Source organism: Actinoallomurus sp. NBC_01490 (assembly GCF_036227085.1).
GTDB classification, from domain to species: domain Bacteria; phylum Actinomycetota; class Actinomycetes; order Streptosporangiales; family Streptosporangiaceae; genus Actinoallomurus; species Actinoallomurus oryzae.
In genome coordinates, this window is record NZ_CP109433.1 from 844,080 (window position 1) to 866,538 (window position 22,459).

The following is a 22,459-nucleotide window of genomic DNA, read 5'->3' on the forward strand; positions in this document are numbered from 1 at the left end:
CATGAAGAGAGTGAGCTTCGCCGAGTTCGGCGGTCCGGACGTTCTGCGACTTCTGGACGCCGAGGAGCCCCACGCAGGCCCCGGTCAGGTACGCATCGCCGTACGGGCGGCGGGCGTGAACCCCGTCGACTGGAGGATCCGTGAAGGCCAGTTCCAGAAGGTCCACCCGATCGAGCTGCCCGCCGGAGTCGGGCAGGACGCCTCCGGGGTGGTTGACGAGGTCGGCGAGGGCGTCGAAGGGGTCGAGGTCGGCGACCACGTGTTCGGCGAGGGTTCGAACACCTACGCCGAGTTCGCCGTCCTGTCGGCCTGGGCCCGGATGCCCGAGGGTCTGACGTTCGAAGAGGCGGCCGGGTACCCCTCCGTGGTGGAGACCGCGCTGCGCATCATCCGCCAGGTCGGCGTGCGGCCCGGGCAGACGCTGCTGGTCAGCGGCGCGTCCGGGGGCGTCGGATCAGCGGTGCTGCAGATCGCCCGCGACCGCGGCATCACGGTGATCGGCACCGCTGGGGCGGCGAACCAGGACTATCTGCGCAGCCTGGGCGCCGTCGCCACGACGTACGGCGAGGGCTGGGCCGACCGAGTGCGGCAGCTCGGCCACGTCGACGCGGCTCTCGACCTGGCCGGCTCGGGTGTGATCCGCGAACTCGTCGAGCTGACCGGTGATCCGCAGAAGGTGATCTCCATCGCCGATCTCGGCGCACCGGATCTCGGCGTCCGATTCTCTGGCGTGGCCGGGAACATGCCGGAGGCCCTCGCCGAGGCCGTCACCCTCATCTCGCGCGGAAGACTCCACATCCCGGTCGAGAAGACATACACGCTCGCCGAGGCCGCGGAAGCGCACATCGACAGCCAAGCCGGCCACACGCGCGGACGCCGAGTCGTGGTCGTCTGAGCCGTCTCCTGCGCACTGACGGCAGGCCGGGTCGGCCCCTTAGCCGTCCGAGGCGTCCAGGAGTGCGCGCGCCTCGGCCGCCCGCGGATCGGCGAGGGACTCATAGAGTTCCGCCGCCTGACGCCAGCAGTCGCGGGCCGCTCGCGGGTCGCCGGAGTCGCGCAGGACCTCACCGAGCAGCGTGAGCGACTCGGCCTGGCACCGGCGGTCGCCGAAGTCGTCGAAGATCTCGACCGCCGTACGCAGCGCGTCCTGTGCCTCGGTGAGCTGTCCCGCGGCGATGTGGCTCGCCGCCAGATCGGTGCTCCCCCAGGCGACGGTCCACGTGTCACCGATCTCTTCGAAGATCTCCACCGCGGCGGCGCCGCGGGCCAGCGCGGTGGGCGGGTCGCCGAGTGCCCGGGCGCACTTGCCCAGGCTGAGAAGCGACATGCCCTCACCACGGCGGAACCCGCCCGCGCGGAAGACCTGGAGCGCCGATTCGAAGAGCCGGGCGGCGGTGTCGTGGTGCCCGCGCTCCTCATGGACGAGGCCCTGGCCACGCAGGCCGAAACCCTCAGCCAATGGACACTGATCTCGTGCGCTATCTCGGCGGTCCGTTCGTACCTTTCGATCGCCTCATCGGGTCGGCCGCCGCGCCAGGCGGCGTCACCGAGGATGGACAGGCTCGCGGCTTCGCCGAGACGGTCGCCGAGCGTCTGTGCCGCGTCGAGCCCCAGGGCGACGGTCTGCTCCCATTCCGCCCAATAAGAGCTGAGTTCCAGGTAGCTGCTGACGGCGATGGCCAGCTTCCAGACGATGTCGAGTTGGGCCAGTTCGGAAGCCTGCCGCAGGGCCGCATGGAGGTTCAGCCGCTCGGTGTCGAACCAGCGCATCGCCGCCGGACCGGTCTCGAACTCGTCGATCACGGATATACCGCCCGCCGGGACGAGCGGGAAGGACGCGGAGTACGGCAGGATGGCGCGGCGGCCCGCGTCCCCGGTCAGCAGATACCAGGTCAGGAGCCGTCGCACGGCCTTGATCCGGGCCTCCTGGCTCTCTTCCGCGCCGGCGCGTTCGAGCGCGTAGGCCCGAACCAGGTCATGCAGGTGAAAGCGGTTCGTTGACTTCTCCTGGAGCAGGTGCGCGTCGGCGAGAGCCTGAAGGTGCCGTTTGGTGATCGCCACGTCGTTCCCGGTCAGAGCGGCCGCGGCCGCCACGCCGATGTCCGGGCCCTCATGCATGCCGAGCAGGCGGAACGTCGTGCGCAGTTCGGGGGACAACGCGTGGTACGACCACGAGAAGACGGCGGGTGTCGCTGAGTTCGTCTTCCGCCGAGGCCATCGCGTCGAGCCGGTGCTGCTCGCCCACGAGTTCCTCGACCAGCTCCGCCAACGACAGCCGCGGACGGTTGACGGCACGCTCGGCCACGATCCGAAGGGCGAGCGGCAGATGACCGCACAACTCGGCGAGGGTGAGCGCGCTCGCCGATTCGGCGGCCACTGCGGAACTGCCCATCAACTCGCCGAGCAATTGGACGGGCTGCGGTTCGAGACCTCGGACAGTGTGGCGGCCTAAGAAATCTCCCACCCTTGGAAGAGGAAGTCGCCGGTCTCCTCATCTACCCATACGGATGGGCAGTTTCCACCGTTCGTTGCCGGATCGATCCCAATGAATCTTAGCCCCATTGCCTCTGCCTCCCGTCCAGATTTGGTCCCCTCTTCGGTAAGAGTCACTCTAAAGAATCGGGAGGTCAAGGGGGAAACCGCTAGGGGATAAAGGTCCGGTAGCCTTATCGCTTCCGAGTCTTTGACGACAACCCTGACGGCGGACGGTGACTATCCGGGGGCCTGTGGGCTCAGGTCAGAACGCTCTTCAGAGTGTCCGATATTAGGTCGAATCTGGAGGGGGCTGGGAAGAGGGACCGGGGCTTTGCGGCTGCTGGGCTTTCCGCGTACAGGAACGAGGCGACATCGGTGCCGGTGCTGCCATCGTCTGGGAAGGTGTCCAGGTTGATGACGCCGTCTGTGATGGGTGCCGGACCGGAGAAGCGGAGTGGGGCACCCTTCTCGAGCTGCCACTGTGCCAGGCGAGCGCCGGTTCGGACGTCGAGGACGACCAACCATTGGGTGGCGTCCTCGGTGCCCGACAGGGCGACGTCCTCGTTCATCAGGACGTAGGCGCGGCCGTTGGTGACAGTAATGGCCGTCTCTATTGCGGAGTTCCTGGGCAAGACCAACTGTTGTGGAGTGTCTGTCCAGAGTCGGCGTCCCCTGTGCGGGTCGCTGCCACAGACAACCACCTTGCCCCCGCCGACCGGGCACCTGCCGATCTGGACTCCGTCGGCGAAGACCGGGTTCAGGACGTACGGAGTGTCTCGGCGAGCGCGGACTGCCCCTGTCATGGGGTCCAGCATCACGAGAATCCCGCGCCCGTCGTCGCCGGAGGCCCTGACGATGACGGAAAGCCGTTCTTGAGGGCCCTGCCCCAGGAACAGTTCCCCGTTTGGTAGCAGTTGCCCGGCTTTAACGGTCCAGCGACGTCCGGTCGCGACGTCGAACGCGGTCAGTTGACCGCCGACCCGTTCGGAAACGTGTCGCCGCAGGTTTTGGCGTTCGACCCAGTGGATGCCGCAGAGGAATGCGGCGGTACCGTCGACGACGACCGGCCGCTCGAAGGCCGCCGCCCTCTGGCATTCGCGCGAGAGACGGGCCGTCCACCGTGTACGTCCCGAGGCGGGATCGACACCGGCGACGGCATCGTCGCTGAAAACGAGCAGGCCGCGATCGCCTGCCGACACCGCCTGCGTGACGTCACCGATACCAGGTGACGACGACCAGCGGACCTGTCCGCTTTTCGCGTTGATCGCCACGATGTCGTGTCCGGTGCCGGCGATCAAGCCACCCGTCGCCCTGTCCAGGGTCAGAGGCCTGGACGGCTTGTCGAAATGCCAGTAAACCCTTCCGGAGGCGATGCTGATCGCGTACAGGTCACTAGGGGCCGTTTCCGGCCCTGCGGATCCCATCGCGAGCCCGCCGTATACCAGCACGCCATACGAGGACCAGTCAGGAACCTCGATCCAGGACGCGGAGGCAACGGGGTGGGGCGTCTTCTCGGGTGGTCTTGTCGCGAGCGGACCTGGAAACTGCCCGTAGGGTCCCTCCATCCCGTCGTCCATGCGCAACACGACGACCCCTGTGACCACGCCGACCAGCACCACGAGGACGCCGGTCATCCATGACCACCGATGCCGAGCACGGATGTTCGGAAAACGTCTGTTACCCATCGAATCCACAGTTCAGATTGCTACGACTGCTCATAAGAGAGCACCCGCAGGTGCGGTCCCCTCCCATGACAGTCCAGCGAGGACAAGTAATGGCATCTCTAAATTGAAGCACTCCGGGATCGGTGGAGGCTGTGGTGTGCTCTTACAGAGGTTGAAAGGTTGGGGGGTTGGCCTATGGGGGTTCTGATTCGAGGGTGAGTCCGGTTTGGGCGAGGAAACCGTCGATGAGTTCGGGTCGGTACTGGATTCGTTTGAGTCGGTTCTTGACGGTGGCGGCGAGTTGGTCGACGGTGCCGGCGGATAGGTTGCCCAGGCCGTTCTTCATCTGGGCCCACACGCCTTCGACGGGGTTGAGATCGGGAGCATAGGCGGGCAGGCGCACCACCGTCAGCCACCCGGCGTGCGCATCGATGAAGGCACGCCTCCGCGCGCTGATGTGGGTGTTGAGGTTGTCCCAGATCAGGATAATCGGGCCGTGTAGTCGCTGGTGGGCGGCGGTGATCTCGGCGGCGTAGTCGGCTTCGGAGAAACTGCGGCGTTCGCCTTTGCGGCCGCGGTGGATACGCAGCCGGTAGAACACATGGCCCCGGGACGTGGAACATCCGCCCGATGAGGGTGGTGATACGGGCCAGAGTCCAGCGCTGATCCTGGTCCCACCCGTGCGCGGCCGGACCCTCATCCAGCGCTGCGGCCGGTCGGTCCAGCTGGGCTGGTTTGAGTCGCCAGGCCGACCCGCCCGGCCCTTCGACGCCAGCGCTGTCTCGCCGCCAGCCCGCCATCTCCGCCGCCACTGGTAGGCCGATTTCGTACTGACCCGCAACGCTCGGGCCAGCTGCACCGGCTTGATCCCTTGCTCAAACATCCGCGCGGCTCGCAGCCGCACCTTCTCCCGTCTGGTCCGTCCCGAAGCGGACAGACCGCCACCATCGGGATACCTCATGACCCCGGCATAAATCACTTGGCAGCCAAGATCACGCCGACACGCCGCACACCATGATCAGACCCCAGCCGTTCAACCTCTGTAGCTGCGGCGGAGTGATTCCACGGCGAGGCGGGCGGTGGTGCCGATGACGGCGTCGGCCTGGGGGAGGACGGCGATCGGCAGGAGGGAGCGGGTGAAGACGGCTACGGCGTAGCGGCCGCCGTCGGGGTATTCGACCACGCCGACCTCGTTGCGGATCGTCAGCAACGTTCCGGTCTTGCCGCTGACGACCACGTCGTCGTACGGGAAGCCGGACGACAGGCGGTGTGGCCACACCTGGAGTGCGAGGAGGCGGCGCATGGCCGCGCACTCGGCGGGCGGGGCGGCCTCGTCGCGCCAGATCAGGCCGAGGAGCCGGGTCATCTCGCGAGGGGTGCTGTGGCTGGTGCGGAGCGGGTCGAGGGCGCGCAGGCGGCCGATCATGCCGGGCTCGTCCAGCCGGGCCCAGACCTCGCTGAACGTCGTCGCCTCGGCGTCGACGAAGATCGTGTCGAGCAGGTGGCGGCCGCCGCCGTCCACCATGGTGGTGGGCAGGCCGAGGGCGGCGGTGGTCGTGTTGACCGCGTCCAGGCCGACGCGGTCCAGCACCACGTCGGCGGCGGTGTTGTCGCTCACGGTGATCATGAGGCAGGCGAGGTCGCGCAGGGACATGCGGACCTCGTCCAGCAGTACGGACACGCCGGTCGGCCCCGACGTGCGGTCATCGGCGCGCAGCGTGACGGGCTCGGTCGGGTCGAGCAGGCCGTCGGCGGCCTGACGGTGGAAGGCGACCAGCAGCGGGACCTTGAAGACGGAGGCGAGCACGACGGGCTCGTCGGCCCGGACCGCGACCTGCCGTCCGTTGTCGATGTCGGTGGCGTGCAGGTACCCGGTCACCCCGGCGTCGCGGAAGGCCGCCTCGATCCGCGCGTGCACGTCCGCGTCAGGCGTGGTCATGAGCCCTCCTTCGTCGGGGAGGGTGACCGCAGGGGCGTGTCTTCGATTCCGTCGCTTCGCCCGGTCATGCCACCTCCCTCGCTCATGCGAGGAACCCCGAGGCAGGGCGCTGGACGACGCGGCGGGCCGGCGCGGCGTCGAGCGGGGTCATGGCCGCCTCGCGGCGCAGTACGGCGGTCGCGACGGTGGTGAAGTCGGCGATGGCGCCGGCCTGGTCGGGGTCGCGGGACTGCCGCCACACGCACGACGTACGCCAGATGAGCGGTTCGCCGAGCAACGGACGCCAGGTCGCCCCGCCGGTGTCCTCGGTGCGCGGGACCAGCGCAACGGCCGTCCCGGCCAGGACGAGACCCAGCGCGAACTGCGGATGCCGCGCCTGGTGGACGGCGGGCGGCGCGTACCCGTGGCGGCGGCAGGTCGCCAGCAACTCATCATGCGTCCCGGGCGCCTCGTCGCGCGGGAAGACGGCCAGGTCCTGCCCGGACAGGTCGGCGAGGTGCACCTCGGCGGAGGCGGCGAGAGGCGAATGCGCGGGCAGCAGCACGCCGACCGGCTGGCCCAGCATCGGGCCGATCTCCAGGTCGCGGGTGTCGCATGGGTGCCGGACGATGCCGGCGTCGAGCGCGCCCTCGGCCAGCGCGCTGATCTGCTCGGCCGTCCCGGTCTCGCGGAGTTCGAGGCGCAGGTCCGGGCGGCGCTCGCGGAACGCGGCGATCAGCGCGGCGACGATCGGCCCGCCCAGATCGCTCGGCAGGCCCGCGCGTACCGCGCCGACCTTACCCAGGCGCGCCCGCTCGGCGACGGAGTAGACGCGGTCCACGCGGACGAGGATCTCACGGGCCTCCTCCAGCAGGAGCCGCCCCGGCGCGGTGAGCTCCACCTTCCGGCTCGACCGGTCGAAGAGCCGCACGCCGAGCTCTTTCTCCAGCCGCTGGATCCGCTGGCTCAACGGCGGCTGGGCGATCCCGAGACGCTCCGCCGCGCGGCCGAAGTGGAGTTCTTCGGCGACGACGACGAAGCAGGTCAGATGCCCCACCAGGTTCACGGCCCGCAATCATATCGTTTCCGGTATTACCAAAGATCGATAGCCGATTCCTTATTCAAGGCGACGGGCGCAGGCAGCCGCCGACACCGGCCCGAGGAGGGTGAGGGCGGCCAGCGCGGCGGTCGTCCCCACGGGCCCGGCGTCGAAGAGCGCTCCGACCACGGGATCGCCCGCGAACACCACCATGCCGGAGATGAACGACGACACCCCCAGGTAGGCGCCGACCCTTTCGGCCGGGGCGTACCGGGCGATGGACTGGAAGACCGAGGACTGCATGAGGCCCTGCCCGGCTCCGGCCAGCGCGGCGGCCGCCACCAGGCCGGTGATCTGGGGCACGCTGCCGTCCCCGTCCAGGGGAAGGAGCGTCAGGTAGCACGCGCCCATCATCAGCAGGCCCACCTGGAGCACGCGCGGGCGGTCGGCGCGGCTCCCGGCCGCGCACCACGGCTGCACCACGGCCGTGGCCAAGGCGGCGGCGCAGAAGAACACGGTCGTCCACGCCGACCCGAAGCCCCTCAGGGGCACGACCGTCGTCGTCTCTCCGGCGAGCAGGAGGCTGCCGGCGGTCACCCCGGCGAACCGGAGGAACACCCGGTCGCGAACGACGGTGGCCACGCCCCGGAGCGTCGCCGTACCGGCTCCACGACGAGAGACGACCCGATCCACCCCGCGCCGGCGCAGGTGGAGCCAGAGGAACAGGCCACCGGCGATCGCCCAGCACAGCGCGCCGACCACGGCGAGAGGCCCGAAGCCGCCGCCTTTCAGTACGGCGAGCCCTGCGAGCGGGGCCACCACGGCCGTGACCTGCCCGGCGACCAGATAGGCGGCGAAGCCGCCCGCTCGGCGTGCGGGGGACGTCCCGGCGATGACCGCCTGCACGGCCGGGACGTACAGCGAGCCGCCCGCGCCGAGCAGGCAGGCCGCGCCGAACAGGCCGAGCGGCCCGTCCGCCGTCGCCAGCAGCGCGAAGCTCGCGACGCGGAGCGCGCAGGCGAACGCCCCGGTCCGCAGCGCCCCGAGTACGTCGATCAGCGCGCCCAGCAGCGGCTGCAGCGCCGACTGGACGAGGAACCGGGTGCCGAGCACCAAGCCGATCGTCCCGGCGAGCAGGCCGGTGTCGTTCCGTAGATGGGCGACGATGTGCCCCATCACCGCGTAGTAGCCGAGCGCCGCGGCGACCTGAACGGCCACGACGACGGCGATCACCTGGCGGTCGGCGGCGTCCCGTCCGGCCGGCCGCCACGGGCCGGGCGGACGGGACGCGACGGCTGTGCCGCCGGACGGCATCCGAATCAGCTCTGGCCGGCCCTGCCGAGCCCGCGGGCGAGGATGGCCGCGGTCTCGGAGACGGCCTTGTCGTCGGTGGCGCCGTCCGCGGCCCGGCGATTGGTGAGGATCACCATGACCACCGGCGCGCCGGACGGCGGCCAGGCGACCGCGATGTCGTTCGTGGCGCCGTACGTCGAGCCGGTCCCGGTCTTGTCGCCGACGGTCCAGCCCTTCGGCAGCCCGGCCCGGATGCGCGCGTTCCCGGTCGTGGTCTTCTTCATCCAGCCGGTCAGGCGGGTCCGGTCGGCGGGCGCGAGCGCGTCGCCCAGGGTAAGCGCCCGCAGGTCGCGGGCGTAGACCGAGGGCATGGTGGTGTCGCGCTTCTCCCCGGGCCTCCAGATGTTGAGCTCGGTCTCCCAGCGGTCGAGGCGGCTGACCGGGTCACCGAGCGAACGGTAGAACGCGGTGAGCCCGGACGGCCCGCCGATCTGCTTGAGCAGCAGGTTGGCCGCCGTGTTGTCGCTCACGGTGATCGCCGCGTCGCACAGGTCGGCGACGGTCATGCCGGTGTCCACGTGCTGTTCGGTGACGGGCGAGTTGTCCACCACGTCGTCGCGCGTGTAGTGGACGACCCGGTCCATCAGCCCCGGGTCGGACCCGCGCGCCTTGCGCAGCACGGCCCCGCACACCATGGCCTTGTACGTCGAGGCCTCCGGGAACAGCTCGCCGGACCGGTAACTCAGGACCCGGCCCGTCCCGGTGTCGATCGCGTACGCGCCGATCCGCCCGTGGTGCCGCTGTTCGAGACGGTGCAGCTCCCGGCCGACCTCCGCCTGGGACGAGGCGGGCGACGTCGCGGGCGCGCGAAGCGATGCCGTGGCGCTCCGCGGAACCGCCTTCCGCGCGGTCGCGTCACCGCAGCCGGCCAAGGCGACGAGGGTGGACAGAGCGATCCCCGCGGCGCCGAACGCCGTACGAAATCGTGATGAGCCAGTACGCATGCGTGAGAGAAGATCAGAGCCCTGCCGATTGTGTCCAATATGTGAATTGATTGATCACTAATATGAGTTTCGATATCAAAGCTGGCCGAGACGACCGTACGCTCGGGGAGCGGCCCACCCCGTCCCGCCGCGCGTTGCTGGTGGCCGCCGCCCTTCTGCCGCTCACGGGGTGCGACGCGGGTCATCGTGCGATCTCCAGGCCGCCATCCCCGTCACCGAGCCGCGGCGCCACCAGGTCACCGGACCTCTCGCGGTTCGCGGCGCTCGAGCGCGAGCACGACACCCGTCTGGGCGTGTACGCCCTGGCGACCGGTACGGGCGCCGCCGTGGCCTACCGCGCCGACGAGCGCTTCGCGTTCTGCTCCACCTTCAAGACGCTCGCCGCGGCGGCGGTCCTGCACCGGAACCCGCTCAGCCACCTGAACAAGCGCGTCACCTACACCAGGGCCGACGTCGACTCCATCTCGCCGATCACCCGGAACCACGTCGCGACCGGAATGACCATCAGGCAACTGTGCGACGCCGCCATCCGCCACAGCGACGGCACGGCCGGCAACCTGCTCATGCGCGACGTCGGCGGCCCCGCGGGACTGACCGCCTACCTGCGTGAACTCGGCGACACCGTCAGCCGCATGGACGACTACGAGCCGAAGCTGAACAGGATCCCCCCGCACGACCCGCGCGACACCACCACCCCACGGGCGATCGCCGCCGACTACCGCGGACTCGTGCTCGGCGACGCCCTGACGACCGACAGGCGCGCCCTGATCAGCGACTGGCTCGAACGCAGTACCAACGGCGCCGGCCGCATCCGCGCCGGCGTTCCCCAGGGATGGAAGGTGGCCGACAAGACCGGGACCGGCGACTACGGGAGGGCCAACGACATCGCCATCGTGTGGCCGCCGCACGCCGCGCCGCTCGTGCTGGCCGTCATGTCCGACCGATCCGGCTACCGCACCCCGCCCAAGGAGTCCTTGATCGCCAAGGCCACCCGCCTGATCGTCGCCGATCTCACCGGCTCGTGACCACGGCGCGTCTAGGTGAAGTCGGAGTACGCGAGGTGGGTGCCGCATGAGCGGCACTCGAAGAGGTACGCCGTGGGCTGGCCGGTGCGGTCGAGGGCGTCCAGGTAGCCGTCGATCTGGTCATCGGTCCAGCGGTGGGTGCTGAGTTCGTCCCGCAACGACGACAGTGCCGACTCGTCTCCGCGCAGCTCACGCGCGCCCGCCGGGCCGAGGAACGCCGCGCCGTCGCCGCAGTGGAACAGCCATTGCTCCTGCTGCCATCCGCTGAAGCCCGGAGTGCGCCTGGCGATCGCGTCCACCACCGTGCCGTCGACCCCCGGCGGCGGGAAGACGTCGCAGTAGACGGCGTCGAACCGCTCGGCGGCGCTGCCGTCGGCGATGCACCAGGGGCAGAGCGCCTCGACCTCATCCGCGCAGTAGACCGGCCCGGTGTAGACGAAGCCACGCCGCTGGGAGCAGTTGGCGCACGTCTGTTCCGAAACCTTGACCGAGCCCGTTCCCACAGGGTCCGGGTGATAGACGAAGACCGGCAACTCTCCAAGGTCAGCCACCCTGAGCACCTTAGGTGGGTCCGAGGCTCGGCGGCCAGGGCCTCGTCTAACGCCTGGCGGCCAGGGCCTCGACGCCCGCGACGAACAGGTCCACGCCGAAGGTGAACTCGACCTCCGGGTCGTCGATCTTGGTGAGCGGGCCGGCGGCCGCGATCAGGCAGGGATAGCGCGAGGGCGACAGCGTCTCCAGGGTGATCCGCTTGCGGCGGAGGTGTTCCTCGGCCTCCTCCTCCGTCAGCTGCGGCTTGAGGCCCGGGTCGCCGACCACCAGCGTCGTCACCGTACGGAGCCCGTGCCGGCACAGGATCGCGCCCTCGGCCGGAGTGAAGCCCGCGTCGCCGAGGATCTTCAGCGCCGCCTCCATGATGTCGAAGCAGTGCTGCGCCGCCTCGGGCTGCGTCGTCACCATGAGCGGCGCCGCGTACGGGTGGGCCCGCAGCACCTCGATCATCGAGTTCATCAGCGTCCGCAGGCGTGACGGCCACGGCGCGGACGCGTCGACCGAGGCGTCGACGAGCGACCACAGCCGGTCGGCGAGCCCGTCCAGCAGCTCGTCCTTGTTCTTGAAATGCCAGTACAGCGCCATCGGCGTGACGCCGAGGTGCTGGGCGAGCCGCCTGATCGTCAGGCCGTCCAGGCCCTCCGCGTCCGTCAGCGCCATCGCCCCGTCGACGACCGTCTCCCGGCTCAGCCGAGCCCGTTCCTCTCCAGTGGCCACTTGACAACTATACGCCGTACAGGGTCTTATACGCAGTACATGTACGACGTATAAGAACAATGTAGAGGAGCGGGGATGTCCTCCACGCGACGCTGGTGGACCCTGGTCGGGGTCGCGCTGGCAACGTTCATGACCTTCCTGGACAACAACGTCGTCAACGTCGCGTTGCCGTCGATCCAGCGTGACCTGCACCTGTCCATCTCCGGCCTGGAGTGGATCGTGAGCAGCTACATCCTCGTTTTCTCGGGGCTGATGCTGGTCGGCGGCAGGCTGGCCGACGTGTACGGGCGACGGCGGCTCTTCGTCGGCGGGATCGCCGTCTTCACCGTCGCCTCGCTGGTCGCCGGGCTCGCGACCAGCCAGGAGATGCTCATCGTCGCCCGGGTGCTCCAGGGCTTCGGCGCCGCCGCGAGCATCCCCTCGACCCTGGCGATCATCTCCGCGACCTTCCCGGACGAGAAGGAGCGCAGCCGGGCGGTCGGCGTCTGGAGCGCGGTCAGCGCGCTCGCCCTCGCGCTCGGCCCGTTCACCGGCGGCTTCGTCAGCGAGCGCTGGGACTGGGGCTGGATCTTCCTGATCAACGTGCCGGTCGGCGTCGTCACGGTCGCGATCATGATGGTCTCGATGCGGGAGTCGCGGGACGCCGTACGGCGCCGGCTCGACCTGCCCGGCCTGATCGCCTCGGCGGTCGCGCTGTTCTCCGTCACGTACGCGCTGATCGAGGGGCACAACCAGGGCTGGACCTCAGGCCTGATCCTCGGCGCGTTCGCCGTCGCCGCCGTCGCGGGGGCCGCCTTCGTCATCGTCGAGAGGCGTACCGGGGACCCCATGGTCGACCTGTCCCTCTTCGGCATCCGCACCTTCAGCGGCGGCACCGGCGCGATGATCCTGTGGGGCTTCGGCGTGATGGGCGTCTACTTCTTCACCGCGATGTACCTGCAGAACGTCCTGGGCTTCTCCCCGACCGAGGCGGGCGCGGCGTTCATCCCGATGGCACTGATGATGGCCGCGATCGCCCCGGTCGCGGGCGGGCTCGCGCGCCGGATCGGCACGCACGTCACGGTGGCGCTCGGGCTGGCGCTGAACGCGGCCGGGCTGGTCATGGTCACGTTCGTCGGCGAGCACGGCCACTTCATGGACCTGATGCCCGCGTTCGTGGCGTTCGGCGTCGGCTCCGGCTTCACGATGATGCCGCTCAACGACGCGATCATCGGCGTGCTGCCGCCGGGCCGCGCGGGCGCCGCCTCCGCCGTCATGAACGCCGCCCGCGAGGTCTCCGGCCTGCTCGGCGTCACGATCGTCGGCGCGATCCTCACCTCCCGCCAGGCGGCCGTACTGCGGGGCGGCGCGACGCCGATCCACGCGTTCCTGTCCGGCTACCAGCTGGCCCTGCTCATCGCCGCCGCGATCGTCTTCGTCGGCGCGCCGCTCAGCCTCGCCACACTGCGCGCCCGGCACCGTACGCCGGCGTCCGCCGAGCCCGAGATGGTGCCCGTCGCCTGATCCGGGGGTGAGAGGGGCCGGTCGCGGGGGCGACCGGCCCTTTCTCGTTCAGGTTAGAGCGAGCTCTTGTTGAGCAGCCGGTTGTGCGTGCCGGACTTGTTCTTCTTGATCACACCGTTGCTGGCGTGCGCGGTGATCCACTTCTGGATCGTGCCGAACGTCGCCTGCCCGTACGCCGACTTGTACAGCGCCGCGACGCCCGCCACGAACGGGGACGCCATCGACGTGCCGCTCAGGTACGCGGTGCCACCCTGGTAGGTCGACTTGATGTTCACGCCGGGCGCGTACACGTCCACGCAGGAGCCGTAGTTGCTGAACGACGCGCGCGTGTCGCTGGAGGAGCTGGCCGCCGCGGCCTCCACGCTCCCGGCGCCGGCCGGCGAGCTCTTGCAGGCGTCGGCGCCGTCGTTGCCCGCCGCCACCGCGACGAACACGCCGGACTTGGACAGGGCCGTGACCGCGTCGTTCAGCGCGGTCGACTTCGCGCCGCCCAGCGAGAGGTTGGCGACCGACTTGGCGGCGTGGTGCGTACGGACCCAGTCGACGCCCGCGATGACATCGGACGTGCTGCCCGAGCCGTCGCAGCCGAGCACCTGCACCGCGTGCAGCCGTACGCTCTTGGCCACCCCGTACGACGTGGACCCGATGATCCCGGCCACGTGCGTGCCGTGGCCGTTGCAGTCCTCGTCGCCGTACACCGTGTCCGCCCGGCCGCCGAACTGGCTGAGCGTCGTCTCGATGCCGGTGTCGATCACGTACGCGTCCACGTTCGAGGCGGTGTGCTTGTAGGTGTAGGTGTGCGACAGCGGCAGCTTCGCCTCGTCGATCCGGTCCAGCCCCCATGTCGGGCTCTTCTGCGTCGTGGAGATCTTCATGACCTGATCCTGCTCGATCGTGGCGACGTTAGGGTCGCGCCGGAGCCGGTCGAGCTGAGCCGCCGAGAGCTTGGCGGCGAACCCGTCCGTGAACCGGTGGACCGTCGGGAAGGCGATCGCGCGCGAGACCTGGCTCGAGTGCTTCATCGTGACGATGTACTGGCCCCGGATGCCGTTGTCGGCCGCCATGGCGACCGCGACCCGAGGCGCGACGACCGCGCCGGACAGCGGCACGGACGCGCACGCGACGGCCGTGAGGCCGAGGAGGAAACGTCGGGGGACCCGCATGGGGGCTCCTTGAATCGGGGGGTTCGCGGCCGGTGGGGTGCCGGCGACCGTGACAGGCCACGGCAATCACGAAAATGTCCCATAAACACTCTGATCACAGCAAGAACATCCGACGACCGGCCGCCGGCGCCCGCGGAACGGGTACCGTCGGTCCCGCCATGGCCCGACTGAGACCCGAGCGGCTGCGCGCCGCCCTCGACGACCAGCTCAACGCCCTCGGCCGAACCGACGAGCCGCCGCCGCCCGAGGCTCGCCTGGAGGACGCCCTGGTCACGGCCGTGCTCGCCACCTACGACGCCGGCGAGGAGCCCGTCCGCACCGCCCTGCGGGTCACCGTGCGGCTCCTGCTGGAGCGGCTGGCGACGGACTTCCCCGGCCGTTCGGTCGAGGTACGCGTGCCGCCGTACGCCGCCGTCCAGTGCGTCGAGGGCCCCCGGCACACCCGCGGCACACCGCCCAACGTCATCGAGACCGACGCCAAGACCTGGATCATGCTCGCCACCGGCCGTACGACCTGGGACGAGGCCCACGACCGGATCAGCGCCAGCGGCGAACGCGCCGACCTGTCGAGCCGCCTCCCCGTACGGCCGTACGGGGATCACGCCTGAGCGGGTCAGCCGTCGGCCGAGACGTCCCAGATCCGCGCCGTACGGTCGACGCCGCCGGACGCGAGAAGGCGCCCGTCGGGTGACCACGCGACCGGCATGGTCCGGAATGTGAGTGAGCGGGCCGCGATGTGGCCGGCGAGCGTGCGGGTCAGGTCACCGGTTGCCGGGGCCCAGAGGTTGATGATCTGGTGATTGTGGCCGGTGGCGATGTGATCACCGGCCGGAGACCACGCGACGGAGGCCAGCTTCCGGGCATGGACGCGGAATTTCGGCGTTGGCGTGGCCGTGTCCCACACGAAGAGGTGGTTGCCGGCGTTCTTGACTCCGGCGATCAGCTGCCCGTCGGGCGACCACGCGACCGCCCCGATGGGGGCGTCTGTCTCCTCTGTGGAGACGCCCCCGACCTCCGTGCCGGTGACCGGGTCCCAGATGGGTACGTGCTGGATGGAGCAGGTGGTGGCGAGCCGCCGTCCGTCGGGTGACCAGGCGACGGACTGGGCAACGTGAGGAGAGTTGTCGAGGGTGTGGCGCAGCTCGCCGGTGGCGGCGTCCCAGATTCGCACGCGTCCTTCCCGTCCGCAGGCGGCGATCCAGCGACCCTCCGGCGACCATGCCACGTTCCCGCGCGTGCCCGAGGGCGCGAGCGTCGTCTGGAGGTCACCCGTGGCGGGGTCCCAGATGTGCACCGCGTCTCCGGAGGTGGCGAGCCGCCGCCCGTCCGGCGACCACGACACCGCCTTCACCACGGCTCCCGGGGCCATGAGGGTGGCGCGCAGGCCGCCGTCTGCCGTGTCCCACACGTACCCGACATCCGCGGCGGCGGCGAGGAACCGGCCGTCCGGTGACCAGGCCACGCCCTTGACCCAGCCCGAATGCGGACTGAGGACACGCTGCGCGGCGCCGGTCGGCGTCCGTACGGGCGGATTGATCACGGGTACGGGCGCCGGGTCCGGCTCCGGCTCGATGGCCGCGGGCCGCTCCGGGATCGGCTGGGGTTCCGGCTCGTCGCCGGAGGGCAGCCGCCACGGTCGCGCGCGGTCGAGCAGGTCCAGCAGCCGGCGGTCACCGTGGACGCGCTCGACGGCCTCCCGGAGCTTGGCGAGATGTTTGTGGTGCATCCGTCCGGTGGCGAACGCCGCCTCGATCAACTCTCGAAGCGATGTCTCCGGGGCGGCGTCCGTGCCCGCGAGCAGCGTCACCGCCAGCCGCAGGTCCTCCTCGGCCACGGCGTGCTGTCCACGGACCTGCCGGCGCAACGCCTGGTGGAGCAGGTGGTACGCGGGATCGGCGACCAACGGCAGCGGGATGAGCCCGTTGATCGGCCAGTCCGTCCCGACCACCCCCGCGGCGGCGATCGCCTGGTCGAGCCGCTCGTCGTACCCCGGCACGCGGGCCAGATGGTGACAGTCGACCATGGCCACCGCACACAGCGTCGAGACCCTGGCGGCCAGCTCGTGGTTGAGGTCCGCCAGTTCGTCGTCGGTGCTCGGCGGGACCAGGGTGAACGCCTGGCGCGGCGCCGACCGGTTGAGCTCGTCGACGAGTTCGCCGCTCCAGTGCTCGGCGCGGGGGAACCGCAACGGAGCCATCGGCCGCATGGGCAGCACCGGGGGATCGTCGAACCCGAGGTGGCAGCCGCCCACCCGGATGTCGAGGCGCTCTCGGTCGGAGAGCAGTTCGACGATGACCGTGGGCACCTGGGCCAGCTCGTTCGCGTACAGGCCGGCATGGGGCCACTGGAACGGCCGGTCGGCGATCCGCACCTGGAGGATCTCGTGGTACCGGCCGAGGTCGGAGGACACGCGGTTGACCAGCCGGTCGCCCCACCGTGTCGCGTCGCCGCCCTCGCGCGGCGGGACGATCAGTACGAGCGGGCGTACCGGGTCCAGCGCCAGAGCCCCGGCCAGCACGCCGGGACCACCCATGATCGGATACGCGGACAGCTCGTCCTCGTACCGTTTCAGCTCCTTCAGCTCGCTCAGTCTCGCCGCGGCGCCCGACGCGTACGCCGCGGCCCCGGAGTCGGAGGAGACGACTCCCAGCTCGCCCAGCCGCTGCCGGCGACTCTGCTGCCAGGTGTGCAGCAACTGCCCGGCCTGGACGAGGACGAGCGCCCCCTGGATGGCGCTGGCCGCCGTCCGGTGACGGCTCTCGGATCTGCGGGCCGCCTGTGCGTCGGCGATCTCTAATCGCTTCGTCTGGTTCTCCACGATGACGGAGAAGGCCTCGCCGATGAGTTCGAGGAACGGTGCGATCGGCACCATACGCAGCCCCCACATGCCCCGTAGGTCGCGACGCCCCGGGACAGGCGCTGGGGGCGTTTTTCCAGGCTAACCACGAAAGGCGAGAATCCACCCGGACAACTGGATAACGATCTGTCCCCTCAGTGCCCGCCGGGCACCGGGGTCTCGGTGGCGCGGAAGAACGGCACGCGGTGCTCCAGGCAGTGGTCGCGGTCGGCCTTGGTCGGGTAGCGCGACCGGTCGCTGCAGGGCGCGACGCGGCTGAAGAACCAGACGCCCGCGGCGATCGCGATCAGCAGGGCCAGCGCCGACAGCACCATTCCGGTCACGGCCATCCCACGGCCGTTGTCGCGCACCAGGGCGATGATTCCGACGACGATGCCCGCGATGGCCACGATCACCCCGAGACCGCACAGCAGCAACGTGACGAGCGCGGCGATCCCGAGGACCAGCGCCGCGACGCCGAGTCCCCTGCGTTGCCGCGGCGGGTACACCACCGGTCGATAGGCCATGGACAGCTCCCCTCCGGCTCTCCATGGTGGAGGATCCGGGGCCCGCGGGGTCTGCGGCGCGCCGGTCCGTGAACAGGGATACCAGGTCACCACCTACACTGGGCAGCGTGTCGAACGGAGACGGACGACTGACCCACGACCTTGACCCCCTCGATCACAGCCCCCAGGACGCATGCGGTGTCTTCGGCGTCTGGGCGCCCGGAGAGGAGGTCAGCAAACTCACCTACTTCGGGCTCTACGCCCTCCAGCACCGTGGCCAAGAATCGGCCGGCATCGCCGTGAGCGACGGTGCGCGCATCGTCGTGTTCAAGGACATGGGCCTGGTCGCGCAGGTCTTCGAGGAGCCGGTCCTCAACACGCTGCGTGGTCACATCGCGATCGGCCACTGCCGCTACTCCACGACCGGATCCAGCGTCTGGGAGAACGCCCAGCCGACGTTCCGGTCCACCGACGACGGCAGCCTGGCCCTCGGCCACAACGGCAACCTCATCAACACCCCTGAGCTCGCCTCCCGCCTGCGTGACGGCGAGCTCGGCGCCACCACCGACACCGAGGTGCTCACCGCGCTCCTCGGCGGCGGCTCGGGCGGCGTCGAACGCGCCGCGCTGGACGTCCTGCCGCTCGTCCGCGGCGCGTACTCCCTGGTCTTCATGGACGAGCGCACGCTGTACGCCGCGCGAGACCCGCAGGGCATCCGCCCGCTGGTGCTCGGCCGGCTGGAGCACGGCTGGGTGGTCGCCTCCGAGACGGCCGCGCTCGACATCGTCGGTGCCACGATCGTCCGCGAGGTCGAGCCCGGCGAGCTGCTCGTGATCAACGAGGCCGGGGTGCGCTCCACGCGGTTCGCCGAGCCCGAGCCCAAGGGCTGCCTGTTCGAGTACGTCTACGTCGCCCGGCCCGACACCTCGATCGCCGGCCGCAGCGTGCAGGCCACCCGGGTCGACGTCGGCCGCCGCCTGGCCCGCGAGCACCCGGTCGAGGCCGACCTGGTCATCCCGACGCCCGAGTCCGGCACGCCCGCCGCGATCGGCTACGCCGAGGAGTCCGGCATTCCGTACGGCCAGGGCTTCGTGAAGAACTCCTACGTCGGGCGCACGTTCATCCAGCCGTCGCAGACGATCCGCCAGCTCGGCATCCGCCTCAAGCTCAACCCGCTGCGCGAGGCGATCGCGGGCAAGCGGCTGATCGTCGTGGACGACTCGATCGTGCGCGGCAACACCCAGCGGGCCATCGTCCGGATGCTCCGCGAGGCCGGTGCCAAGGAGGTGCACGTCCGCATCTCCAGCCCGCCGGTGTCCTGGCCGTGCTTCTACGGCATCGACTTCGCCACGCGCGCCGAGCTGATCGCGGGCAACCTCTCCGTCGAGGAGATCCGTGCCTCCCTGGGCGCCGACACCCTCGGCTACATCTCCCTCGACGAGCTGATCGCCGCGACCCGGCAGCCGCGCGACCGCCTCTGCCGGGCCTGCTTCGACGGCGTCTACCCGATCGACGTCGCCGAGGACGCCCGCGGCAAACACCTGCTCGAAGAGGCCCGTAAGTGAATACTTCGTACGAGGCCGCCGGCGTCGACATCGCCGCCGGTGACCGTGCCGTCGACCTGATGAAGGCGCACCTGGCCAAGGCGCGCCGGGCCGAGGTCGTGCACGACGCCAGCGGCTTCGCGGGCCTGTTCGACGCCTCCGCGCTCAAGAAGTACGACCGGCCGCTGCTCGCCACCTCCACCGACGGCGTCGGCACCAAGGTCGATCTGGCCCGGCGCCTCGGCGTGTACGACATGATCGGGCACGACCTGGTCGGCATGGTCGTGGACGATCTCGTCGTCTGCGGTGCCGAGCCGCTGTTCATGACCGACTACATCGCCTGCGGCAAGGTGGTGCCCGAGCGGATCGCCGCGATCGTCGCCGGGGTCGCCGAGGGCTGCGCCCTGGCCGGCTGCGCGCTGGTCGGCGGCGAGACCGCCGAACACCCCGGCCTGCTCGAACCCGACGAGTTCGACCTCGCGGGCGCGGGCACCGGTGTCGTGGAGGCCGGCCGCGTCCTCGGTCCCGAGCGCGTCGTCCCCGGCGACGTCGTCCTGGGCCTCGCCTCCTCGGGCATCCACTCCAACGGCTACTCCCTCGTACGCCACATCCTGCGCACGTCGGACCTCACGCTGGAGACGGCTCTGCCCGAGCTCGGCCAGGGCCTCGGCGAAACCCTCCTCACGCCGACCCGGATCTACGCCAAAGACTGCCTGGCGCTCGCCGGGTCCGCCGAGGTGCACGCGTACGCCCACATCACCGGCGGTGGCCTCGCGGCGAACCTCGCCCGCTCCCTGCCGCCCACCTGCGACGCCGTCCTCGAACGTGCCTCGTGGACCCCGCCGCCGATCTTCGCGGTGCTGGAGTCGTACGGCCGGGTGCCGCGCGAGGAGATGGACAAGACCTTCAACCAGGGGGTCGGCATGGCGGCGGTCGTCGCCGCCCCGGCCGCCGACGCCGCGCTGCGGCTGCTGGCCGAGCGCGGGCTGCCGGCCTGGGTCCTCGGCGAGGTCGTGCCCGGATCCGGCACGGTACGCATCCTCTGACCAGGGAACTCCCGCCGCTCCGGCAGCGTCGTACACGGTTGTGAGGCGGTTCGCGCGGGGCGTGTGGCGGTGCAGGGCGCCGCTCGTGGTGCTGTGCGCGCTCGGCGTCTACGCGTTAGTGCTGCCGCTCGGCTGGATGTACGTCGGCTCGGCGCGCTACCGGATGAGCGCCGCCGACGCGCCGCCCACGGCGGTCGGCATCGTCTTCGGCGCGGGTGCCCCCAACGGCGAGCCCTCGCCGATGCTGGCCGGGCGCCTCGAACTCGGCGCGGCCCTCTACCACAGCGGCAAGGTGCAGGTGCTGCTCGTCACCGGCGACAACAGCCGCTCGCACTACAACGAGCCACTCGTGATGCGCGACTACCTGATCGGCGAAGGCGTGCCGCGCGGCCGCATCGTGCTCGACTACGCCGGCTTCAATACCTGGGACTCCTGCGTACGGGCAAAGAAGATCTTCGGCGTCGACCGGGCGATCCTGATCACGCAGCGGTTCCACCTGCCGCGCGCCGTCACGCTGTGCCGGTCGGTCGGCATCGACGCCGTGGGCGTCGGCGACGACAGCCGCTCGTACGCCCCGATCGCCACCGTCGTGTCGTACCTGCGGGAGCTGCCCGCCGGGCTCAAGGCCGCGCTGTTCCTCGCGATCCGACCGAACCCGCACTTCCTCGGCCCAAAGGAACCGGGCATCAAGCAGGCCCTCCAAACCCCGGGGTAGGGCAGTGAGAACAACCGGGCGCGTGGGTGTGCGGGCGTGTGAGACACCCCTGGAGCTGGGGGTGTCAAGCGGCGGTGTTGTGGTGGACTCGGTGTGCCCATGCGGTGGCCGGGTTGTAGGGGGTGCTGGTCTTCAGGCAGCCGTGCAGGATGCCGACGAGTCGGTTGCCGAGTTGGCGGAGGGCGGCGTTGTGGCTGGTGCCGCGTGTGCGGAGCTCGTCGTAGTAGGCGCGGCATCCGGTGTCGTGCAAGATCGCGCAGGATGCCTGCATGTGGAGGGCGTCGAGGAGACGGTCGTTGTGGACGAAGCGGGCGTGGACGGTTTTGGACTTGCCGGATTGGCGGGTGATCGGGCTGGTGCCGGCGTAGTTCTTGCGGGACTTGGCGTCTGCGTAGCGTCCGTCGGCGTCGCCGAACTCTGCGAGTACCCGGGCGCTGAGGATGGGGCCCAGACCAGGCTGGGATAGGTAGATCTCAGCGTCCGGGTGCCGGCCAAAATAGGCCTCGACCTGCTCTTCCATTGCCTTGATCTCGCTGGTGAGGGTCTGCAGGACCGCCACGGTCGCCCGTGTCGTCGCGGCGTAGGCCGCGGTGATGATGGGGCTTTGATCCAGGTGTGGGGTGCTCAGCGCGTCGTGGATCGCCTTTGCCTTGGCCGTGATGTCACGGCGGCGGCCGGTGAGCGCTGCGGTGATCGCCTGTGGGCCGAGTTCGGCGGCCGCCTGTGGGGTGGGGGCCGCCGCCAGCAGCTCCAGGGTGTCGGCGGCGGTCAGCCCCAGGTCTTTGTAGGCCATCAGTGCGGCCGGGAAGTACTCGCGCAGCGCGGCCCGTAACCGGAGCATGTGCCGGGTCCGTTCCCAGATCAGCGTCTGATGCGCACGGGCCAAGACCTTGACCGCCTCGGCGATGCCGGAGTCGGCGGCGACCTGGCGGAGCTGGTGACGGCGGGTCCGGGCCATGTCGGCCAGGGAGCTCGCGTCGGCCTTGTCGCTCTTGGCGCCGGAGACCGACACGATCTCCCGGTGCCGGGCGGCGACCTTGGGGTTCACCCCATACACCTGGTAGCCGGCCGCGATCAGCGCCCGTACCCACGGGCCCCGGTCGGTCTCGATACACACCACCACCTGCGAGGGGTCACCGTCATCGGGCAAGAGGGCCGCGAGGAGTTCATGCAGACCAGACACCCCCGCCACACCCTCGGGCAGCCGGGCCTTCCTCAGCGCCCGGCCCGAGCCGTCCTGAACCTCCACATCATGGTGATCTTCGGCCCAGTCATCTCCGACGAACAACATCGCCGCTCCGCTCCATCGGGGGTATCGATCCAGATCAGCAGCCCGCGAGAGCCCACCGGCGGCCTAATGGACCAGTGCTCACGCCAACCGGCGGGCACGACACCCCATCAGCGGTCCGGCTCCCGACCACCAGCGAGGGCACGATCTCACACCAGGACTCAACAACGG

At 70.3% G+C, this 22,459-nt stretch carries 22 protein-coding genes and 1 pseudogene; 9 read left to right on the forward strand and 14 right to left on the reverse strand.

The genetic code is table 11. The features are described 5' to 3' along the window. Position 1 precedes the first annotated feature (1 nt). Positions 2 to 895 carry an NADP-dependent oxidoreductase gene (locus tag OG417_RS04400; protein WP_329250099.1) on the forward strand — a complete coding sequence of 298 codons (894 nt, stop codon included), beginning with the start codon at positions 2 to 4 and terminating at the stop codon, positions 893 to 895. A 39-nt stretch (positions 896 to 934) separates the two neighbouring features. Here OG417_RS04400 and OG417_RS04405 read toward each other — a convergent pair whose 3' ends face one another. After that, positions 935 to 1,459 (reverse strand): tetratricopeptide repeat protein, encoded by a 525-nt coding sequence (locus OG417_RS04405; protein ID WP_329250101.1) that lies wholly within the window; start codon positions 1,457 to 1,459, stop codon positions 935 to 937. On the opposite strand from OG417_RS04405, the gene OG417_RS04410 reads away from it, so the two are divergent. Next, complete coding sequence (locus OG417_RS04410) at positions 1,459 to 2,001, forward strand: hypothetical protein (protein WP_329250104.1); 543 nt, start codon at positions 1,459 to 1,461, stop codon at positions 1,999 to 2,001. The genes OG417_RS04405 and OG417_RS04410 overlap by 1 nt on opposite strands. A 49-nt stretch (positions 2,002 to 2,050) precedes the next feature. Continuing rightward, the gene (locus OG417_RS04415; RefSeq protein WP_329250107.1) at positions 2,051 to 2,452 is read left to right on the forward strand and encodes a hypothetical protein; all 402 of its coding nucleotides are present in this window, start codon (positions 2,051 to 2,053) and stop codon (positions 2,450 to 2,452) included. A 280-nt stretch (positions 2,453 to 2,732) separates the two neighbouring features. Here OG417_RS04415 and OG417_RS04420 read toward each other — a convergent pair whose 3' ends face one another. From OG417_RS04420 to bla (OG417_RS04445), 7 genes and pseudogenes are all read right to left on the reverse strand, one after another. Beyond that, positions 2,733 to 4,109 (reverse strand): outer membrane protein assembly factor BamB family protein, encoded by a 1,377-nt coding sequence (locus tag OG417_RS04420; RefSeq protein ID WP_329250110.1) that lies wholly within the window; start codon positions 4,107 to 4,109, stop codon positions 2,733 to 2,735. Between the two features lie 223 nt (positions 4,110 to 4,332). Then, positions 4,333 to 4,740, reverse strand: coding sequence for a transposase (locus OG417_RS04425; protein WP_329250113.1), 408 nt, complete (start codon positions 4,738 to 4,740; stop codon positions 4,333 to 4,335). A gap of 156 nt (positions 4,741 to 4,896) precedes the next feature. Beyond that, positions 4,897 to 5,100, reverse strand: a pseudogene (locus OG417_RS54210) (helix-turn-helix domain-containing protein); the annotation flags it as partial. Between the two features lie 72 nt (positions 5,101 to 5,172). Then, positions 5,173 to 6,078, reverse strand: a complete 906-nt coding sequence (locus tag OG417_RS04430) for a serine hydrolase (RefSeq protein WP_329250116.1) — start codon at positions 6,076 to 6,078, stop codon at positions 5,173 to 5,175. An 82-nt stretch (positions 6,079 to 6,160) separates the two neighbouring features. Beyond that, on the reverse strand, positions 6,161 to 7,123 hold the full coding sequence (locus tag OG417_RS04435) for a LysR family transcriptional regulator (RefSeq protein WP_329250119.1): 963 nt from the start codon (positions 7,121 to 7,123) through the stop codon (positions 6,161 to 6,163). Between the two features lie 51 nt (positions 7,124 to 7,174). Then, positions 7,175 to 8,410, reverse strand: coding sequence for an MFS transporter (locus OG417_RS04440; protein WP_329250122.1), 1,236 nt, complete (start codon positions 8,408 to 8,410; stop codon positions 7,175 to 7,177). Positions 8,411 to 8,415: 5 nt separating this feature from the next. Beyond that, complete coding sequence (bla, locus tag OG417_RS04445; RefSeq protein ID WP_329250125.1) at positions 8,416 to 9,393, reverse strand: class A beta-lactamase; 978 nt, start codon at positions 9,391 to 9,393, stop codon at positions 8,416 to 8,418. Positions 9,394 to 9,455: 62 nt separating this feature from the next. Between bla (OG417_RS04445) and bla (OG417_RS04450) the strand changes: the two genes are divergently transcribed. Continuing rightward, positions 9,456 to 10,418, forward strand: coding sequence for a class A beta-lactamase (gene bla / locus OG417_RS04450; protein WP_329250128.1), 963 nt, complete (start codon positions 9,456 to 9,458; stop codon positions 10,416 to 10,418). An 11-nt stretch (positions 10,419 to 10,429) separates the two neighbouring features. Here the strand turns inward: bla (OG417_RS04450) and OG417_RS04455 are convergent, their stop codons facing one another. Both OG417_RS04455 and OG417_RS04460 read right to left on the reverse strand, forming a co-directional pair. Then, positions 10,430 to 10,969 (reverse strand): CbrC family protein, encoded by a 540-nt coding sequence (locus tag OG417_RS04455; RefSeq protein WP_329250131.1) that lies wholly within the window; start codon positions 10,967 to 10,969, stop codon positions 10,430 to 10,432. 46 nt (positions 10,970 to 11,015) lie between these two features. Beyond that, positions 11,016 to 11,687 (reverse strand): TetR family transcriptional regulator, encoded by a 672-nt coding sequence (locus OG417_RS04460; protein ID WP_329250134.1) that lies wholly within the window; start codon positions 11,685 to 11,687, stop codon positions 11,016 to 11,018. A 75-nt stretch (positions 11,688 to 11,762) separates the two neighbouring features. On the opposite strand from OG417_RS04460, the gene OG417_RS04465 reads away from it, so the two are divergent. Continuing rightward, positions 11,763 to 13,190, forward strand: a complete 1,428-nt coding sequence (locus tag OG417_RS04465; protein ID WP_329250138.1) for an MFS transporter — start codon at positions 11,763 to 11,765, stop codon at positions 13,188 to 13,190. A 53-nt stretch (positions 13,191 to 13,243) separates the two neighbouring features. Here the strand turns inward: OG417_RS04465 and OG417_RS04470 are convergent, their stop codons facing one another. Next, positions 13,244 to 14,353 (reverse strand): S8 family peptidase, encoded by a 1,110-nt coding sequence (locus tag OG417_RS04470; protein WP_329250141.1) that lies wholly within the window; start codon positions 14,351 to 14,353, stop codon positions 13,244 to 13,246. A 158-nt stretch (positions 14,354 to 14,511) separates the two neighbouring features. On the opposite strand from OG417_RS04470, the gene OG417_RS04475 reads away from it, so the two are divergent. Next, positions 14,512 to 14,961 (forward strand): sterol carrier family protein, encoded by a 450-nt coding sequence (locus tag OG417_RS04475; RefSeq protein WP_329250144.1) that lies wholly within the window; start codon positions 14,512 to 14,514, stop codon positions 14,959 to 14,961. Between the two features lie 5 nt (positions 14,962 to 14,966). On the opposite strand, the gene OG417_RS04480 is transcribed toward OG417_RS04475, so the two are convergent. Then, the gene (locus OG417_RS04480) at positions 14,967 to 17,240 is read right to left on the reverse strand and encodes a WD40 repeat domain-containing protein (protein WP_329250147.1); all 2,274 of its coding nucleotides are present in this window, start codon (positions 17,238 to 17,240) and stop codon (positions 14,967 to 14,969) included. Between the two features lie 104 nt (positions 17,241 to 17,344). Then, the gene (locus tag OG417_RS04485) at positions 17,345 to 17,716 is read right to left on the reverse strand and encodes a DUF4190 domain-containing protein (RefSeq protein ID WP_329250149.1); all 372 of its coding nucleotides are present in this window, start codon (positions 17,714 to 17,716) and stop codon (positions 17,345 to 17,347) included. A 107-nt stretch (positions 17,717 to 17,823) separates the two neighbouring features. Here OG417_RS04485 and purF point away from each other — a divergent pair, with 107 nt between their 5' ends. The 3 genes from purF (at position 17,824) to OG417_RS04500 (ending at position 21,000) form a co-directional block, all read left to right on the forward strand. After that, positions 17,824 to 19,260 carry an amidophosphoribosyltransferase gene (gene purF / locus OG417_RS04490; protein WP_329250152.1) on the forward strand — a complete coding sequence of 479 codons (1,437 nt, stop codon included), beginning with the start codon at positions 17,824 to 17,826 and terminating at the stop codon, positions 19,258 to 19,260. Further along, complete coding sequence (purM, locus tag OG417_RS04495; protein ID WP_329250155.1) at positions 19,257 to 20,285, forward strand: phosphoribosylformylglycinamidine cyclo-ligase; 1,029 nt, start codon at positions 19,257 to 19,259, stop codon at positions 20,283 to 20,285. Before purF ends, purM begins: the two co-directional genes overlap by 4 nt. 61 nt (positions 20,286 to 20,346) lie before the next feature. After that, positions 20,347 to 21,000: a SanA/YdcF family protein gene (locus OG417_RS04500; protein WP_329250160.1), complete on the forward strand. Its 654-nt coding sequence runs from the start codon at positions 20,347 to 20,349 to the stop codon at positions 20,998 to 21,000. Between the two features lie 64 nt (positions 21,001 to 21,064). Here OG417_RS04500 and OG417_RS04505 read toward each other — a convergent pair whose 3' ends face one another. Next, positions 21,065 to 22,291 (reverse strand): IS110 family transposase, encoded by a 1,227-nt coding sequence (locus OG417_RS04505; RefSeq protein WP_329239396.1) that lies wholly within the window; start codon positions 22,289 to 22,291, stop codon positions 21,065 to 21,067. Between the last annotated feature and the right edge of the window lie 168 nt (positions 22,292 to 22,459).

What these genes read in the sequence shown, in the direction of transcription:
- OG417_RS04400 (WP_329250099.1), top strand. Translation starts at nt 2, where the DNA reads ATGAAGAGAGTGAGCTTCGCCGAGTTCGGCGGTCCGGACGTTCTGCGA.
- OG417_RS04410 (WP_329250104.1), top strand. Translation starts at nt 1,459, where the DNA reads ATGGACACTGATCTCGTGCGCTATCTCGGCGGTCCGTTCGTACCTTTC.
- OG417_RS04420 (WP_329250110.1), bottom strand. Translation starts at nt 4,109, where the DNA reads ATGACCGGCGTCCTCGTGGTGCTGGTCGGCGTGGTCACAGGGGTCGTC.
- OG417_RS04430 (WP_329250116.1), bottom strand. Translation starts at nt 6,078, where the DNA reads ATGACCACGCCTGACGCGGACGTGCACGCGCGGATCGAGGCGGCCTTC.
- OG417_RS04440 (WP_329250122.1), bottom strand. Translation starts at nt 8,410, where the DNA reads ATGCCGTCCGGCGGCACAGCCGTCGCGTCCCGTCCGCCCGGCCCGTGG.
- bla (WP_329250125.1), bottom strand. Translation starts at nt 9,393, where the DNA reads ATGCGTACTGGCTCATCACGATTTCGTACGGCGTTCGGCGCCGCGGGG.
- bla (WP_329250128.1), top strand. Translation starts at nt 9,456, where the DNA reads ATGAGTTTCGATATCAAAGCTGGCCGAGACGACCGTACGCTCGGGGAG.
- OG417_RS04465 (WP_329250138.1), top strand. Translation starts at nt 11,763, where the DNA reads ATGTCCTCCACGCGACGCTGGTGGACCCTGGTCGGGGTCGCGCTGGCA.
- OG417_RS04470 (WP_329250141.1), bottom strand. Translation starts at nt 14,353, where the DNA reads ATGCGGGTCCCCCGACGTTTCCTCCTCGGCCTCACGGCCGTCGCGTGC.
- OG417_RS04475 (WP_329250144.1), top strand. Translation starts at nt 14,512, where the DNA reads ATGGCCCGACTGAGACCCGAGCGGCTGCGCGCCGCCCTCGACGACCAG.
- OG417_RS04480 (WP_329250147.1), bottom strand. Translation starts at nt 17,240, where the DNA reads ATGTGGGGGCTGCGTATGGTGCCGATCGCACCGTTCCTCGAACTCATC.
- OG417_RS04485 (WP_329250149.1), bottom strand. Translation starts at nt 17,716, where the DNA reads ATGGCCTATCGACCGGTGGTGTACCCGCCGCGGCAACGCAGGGGACTC.
- OG417_RS04505 (WP_329239396.1), bottom strand. Translation starts at nt 22,291, where the DNA reads ATGTTGTTCGTCGGAGATGACTGGGCCGAAGATCACCATGATGTGGAG.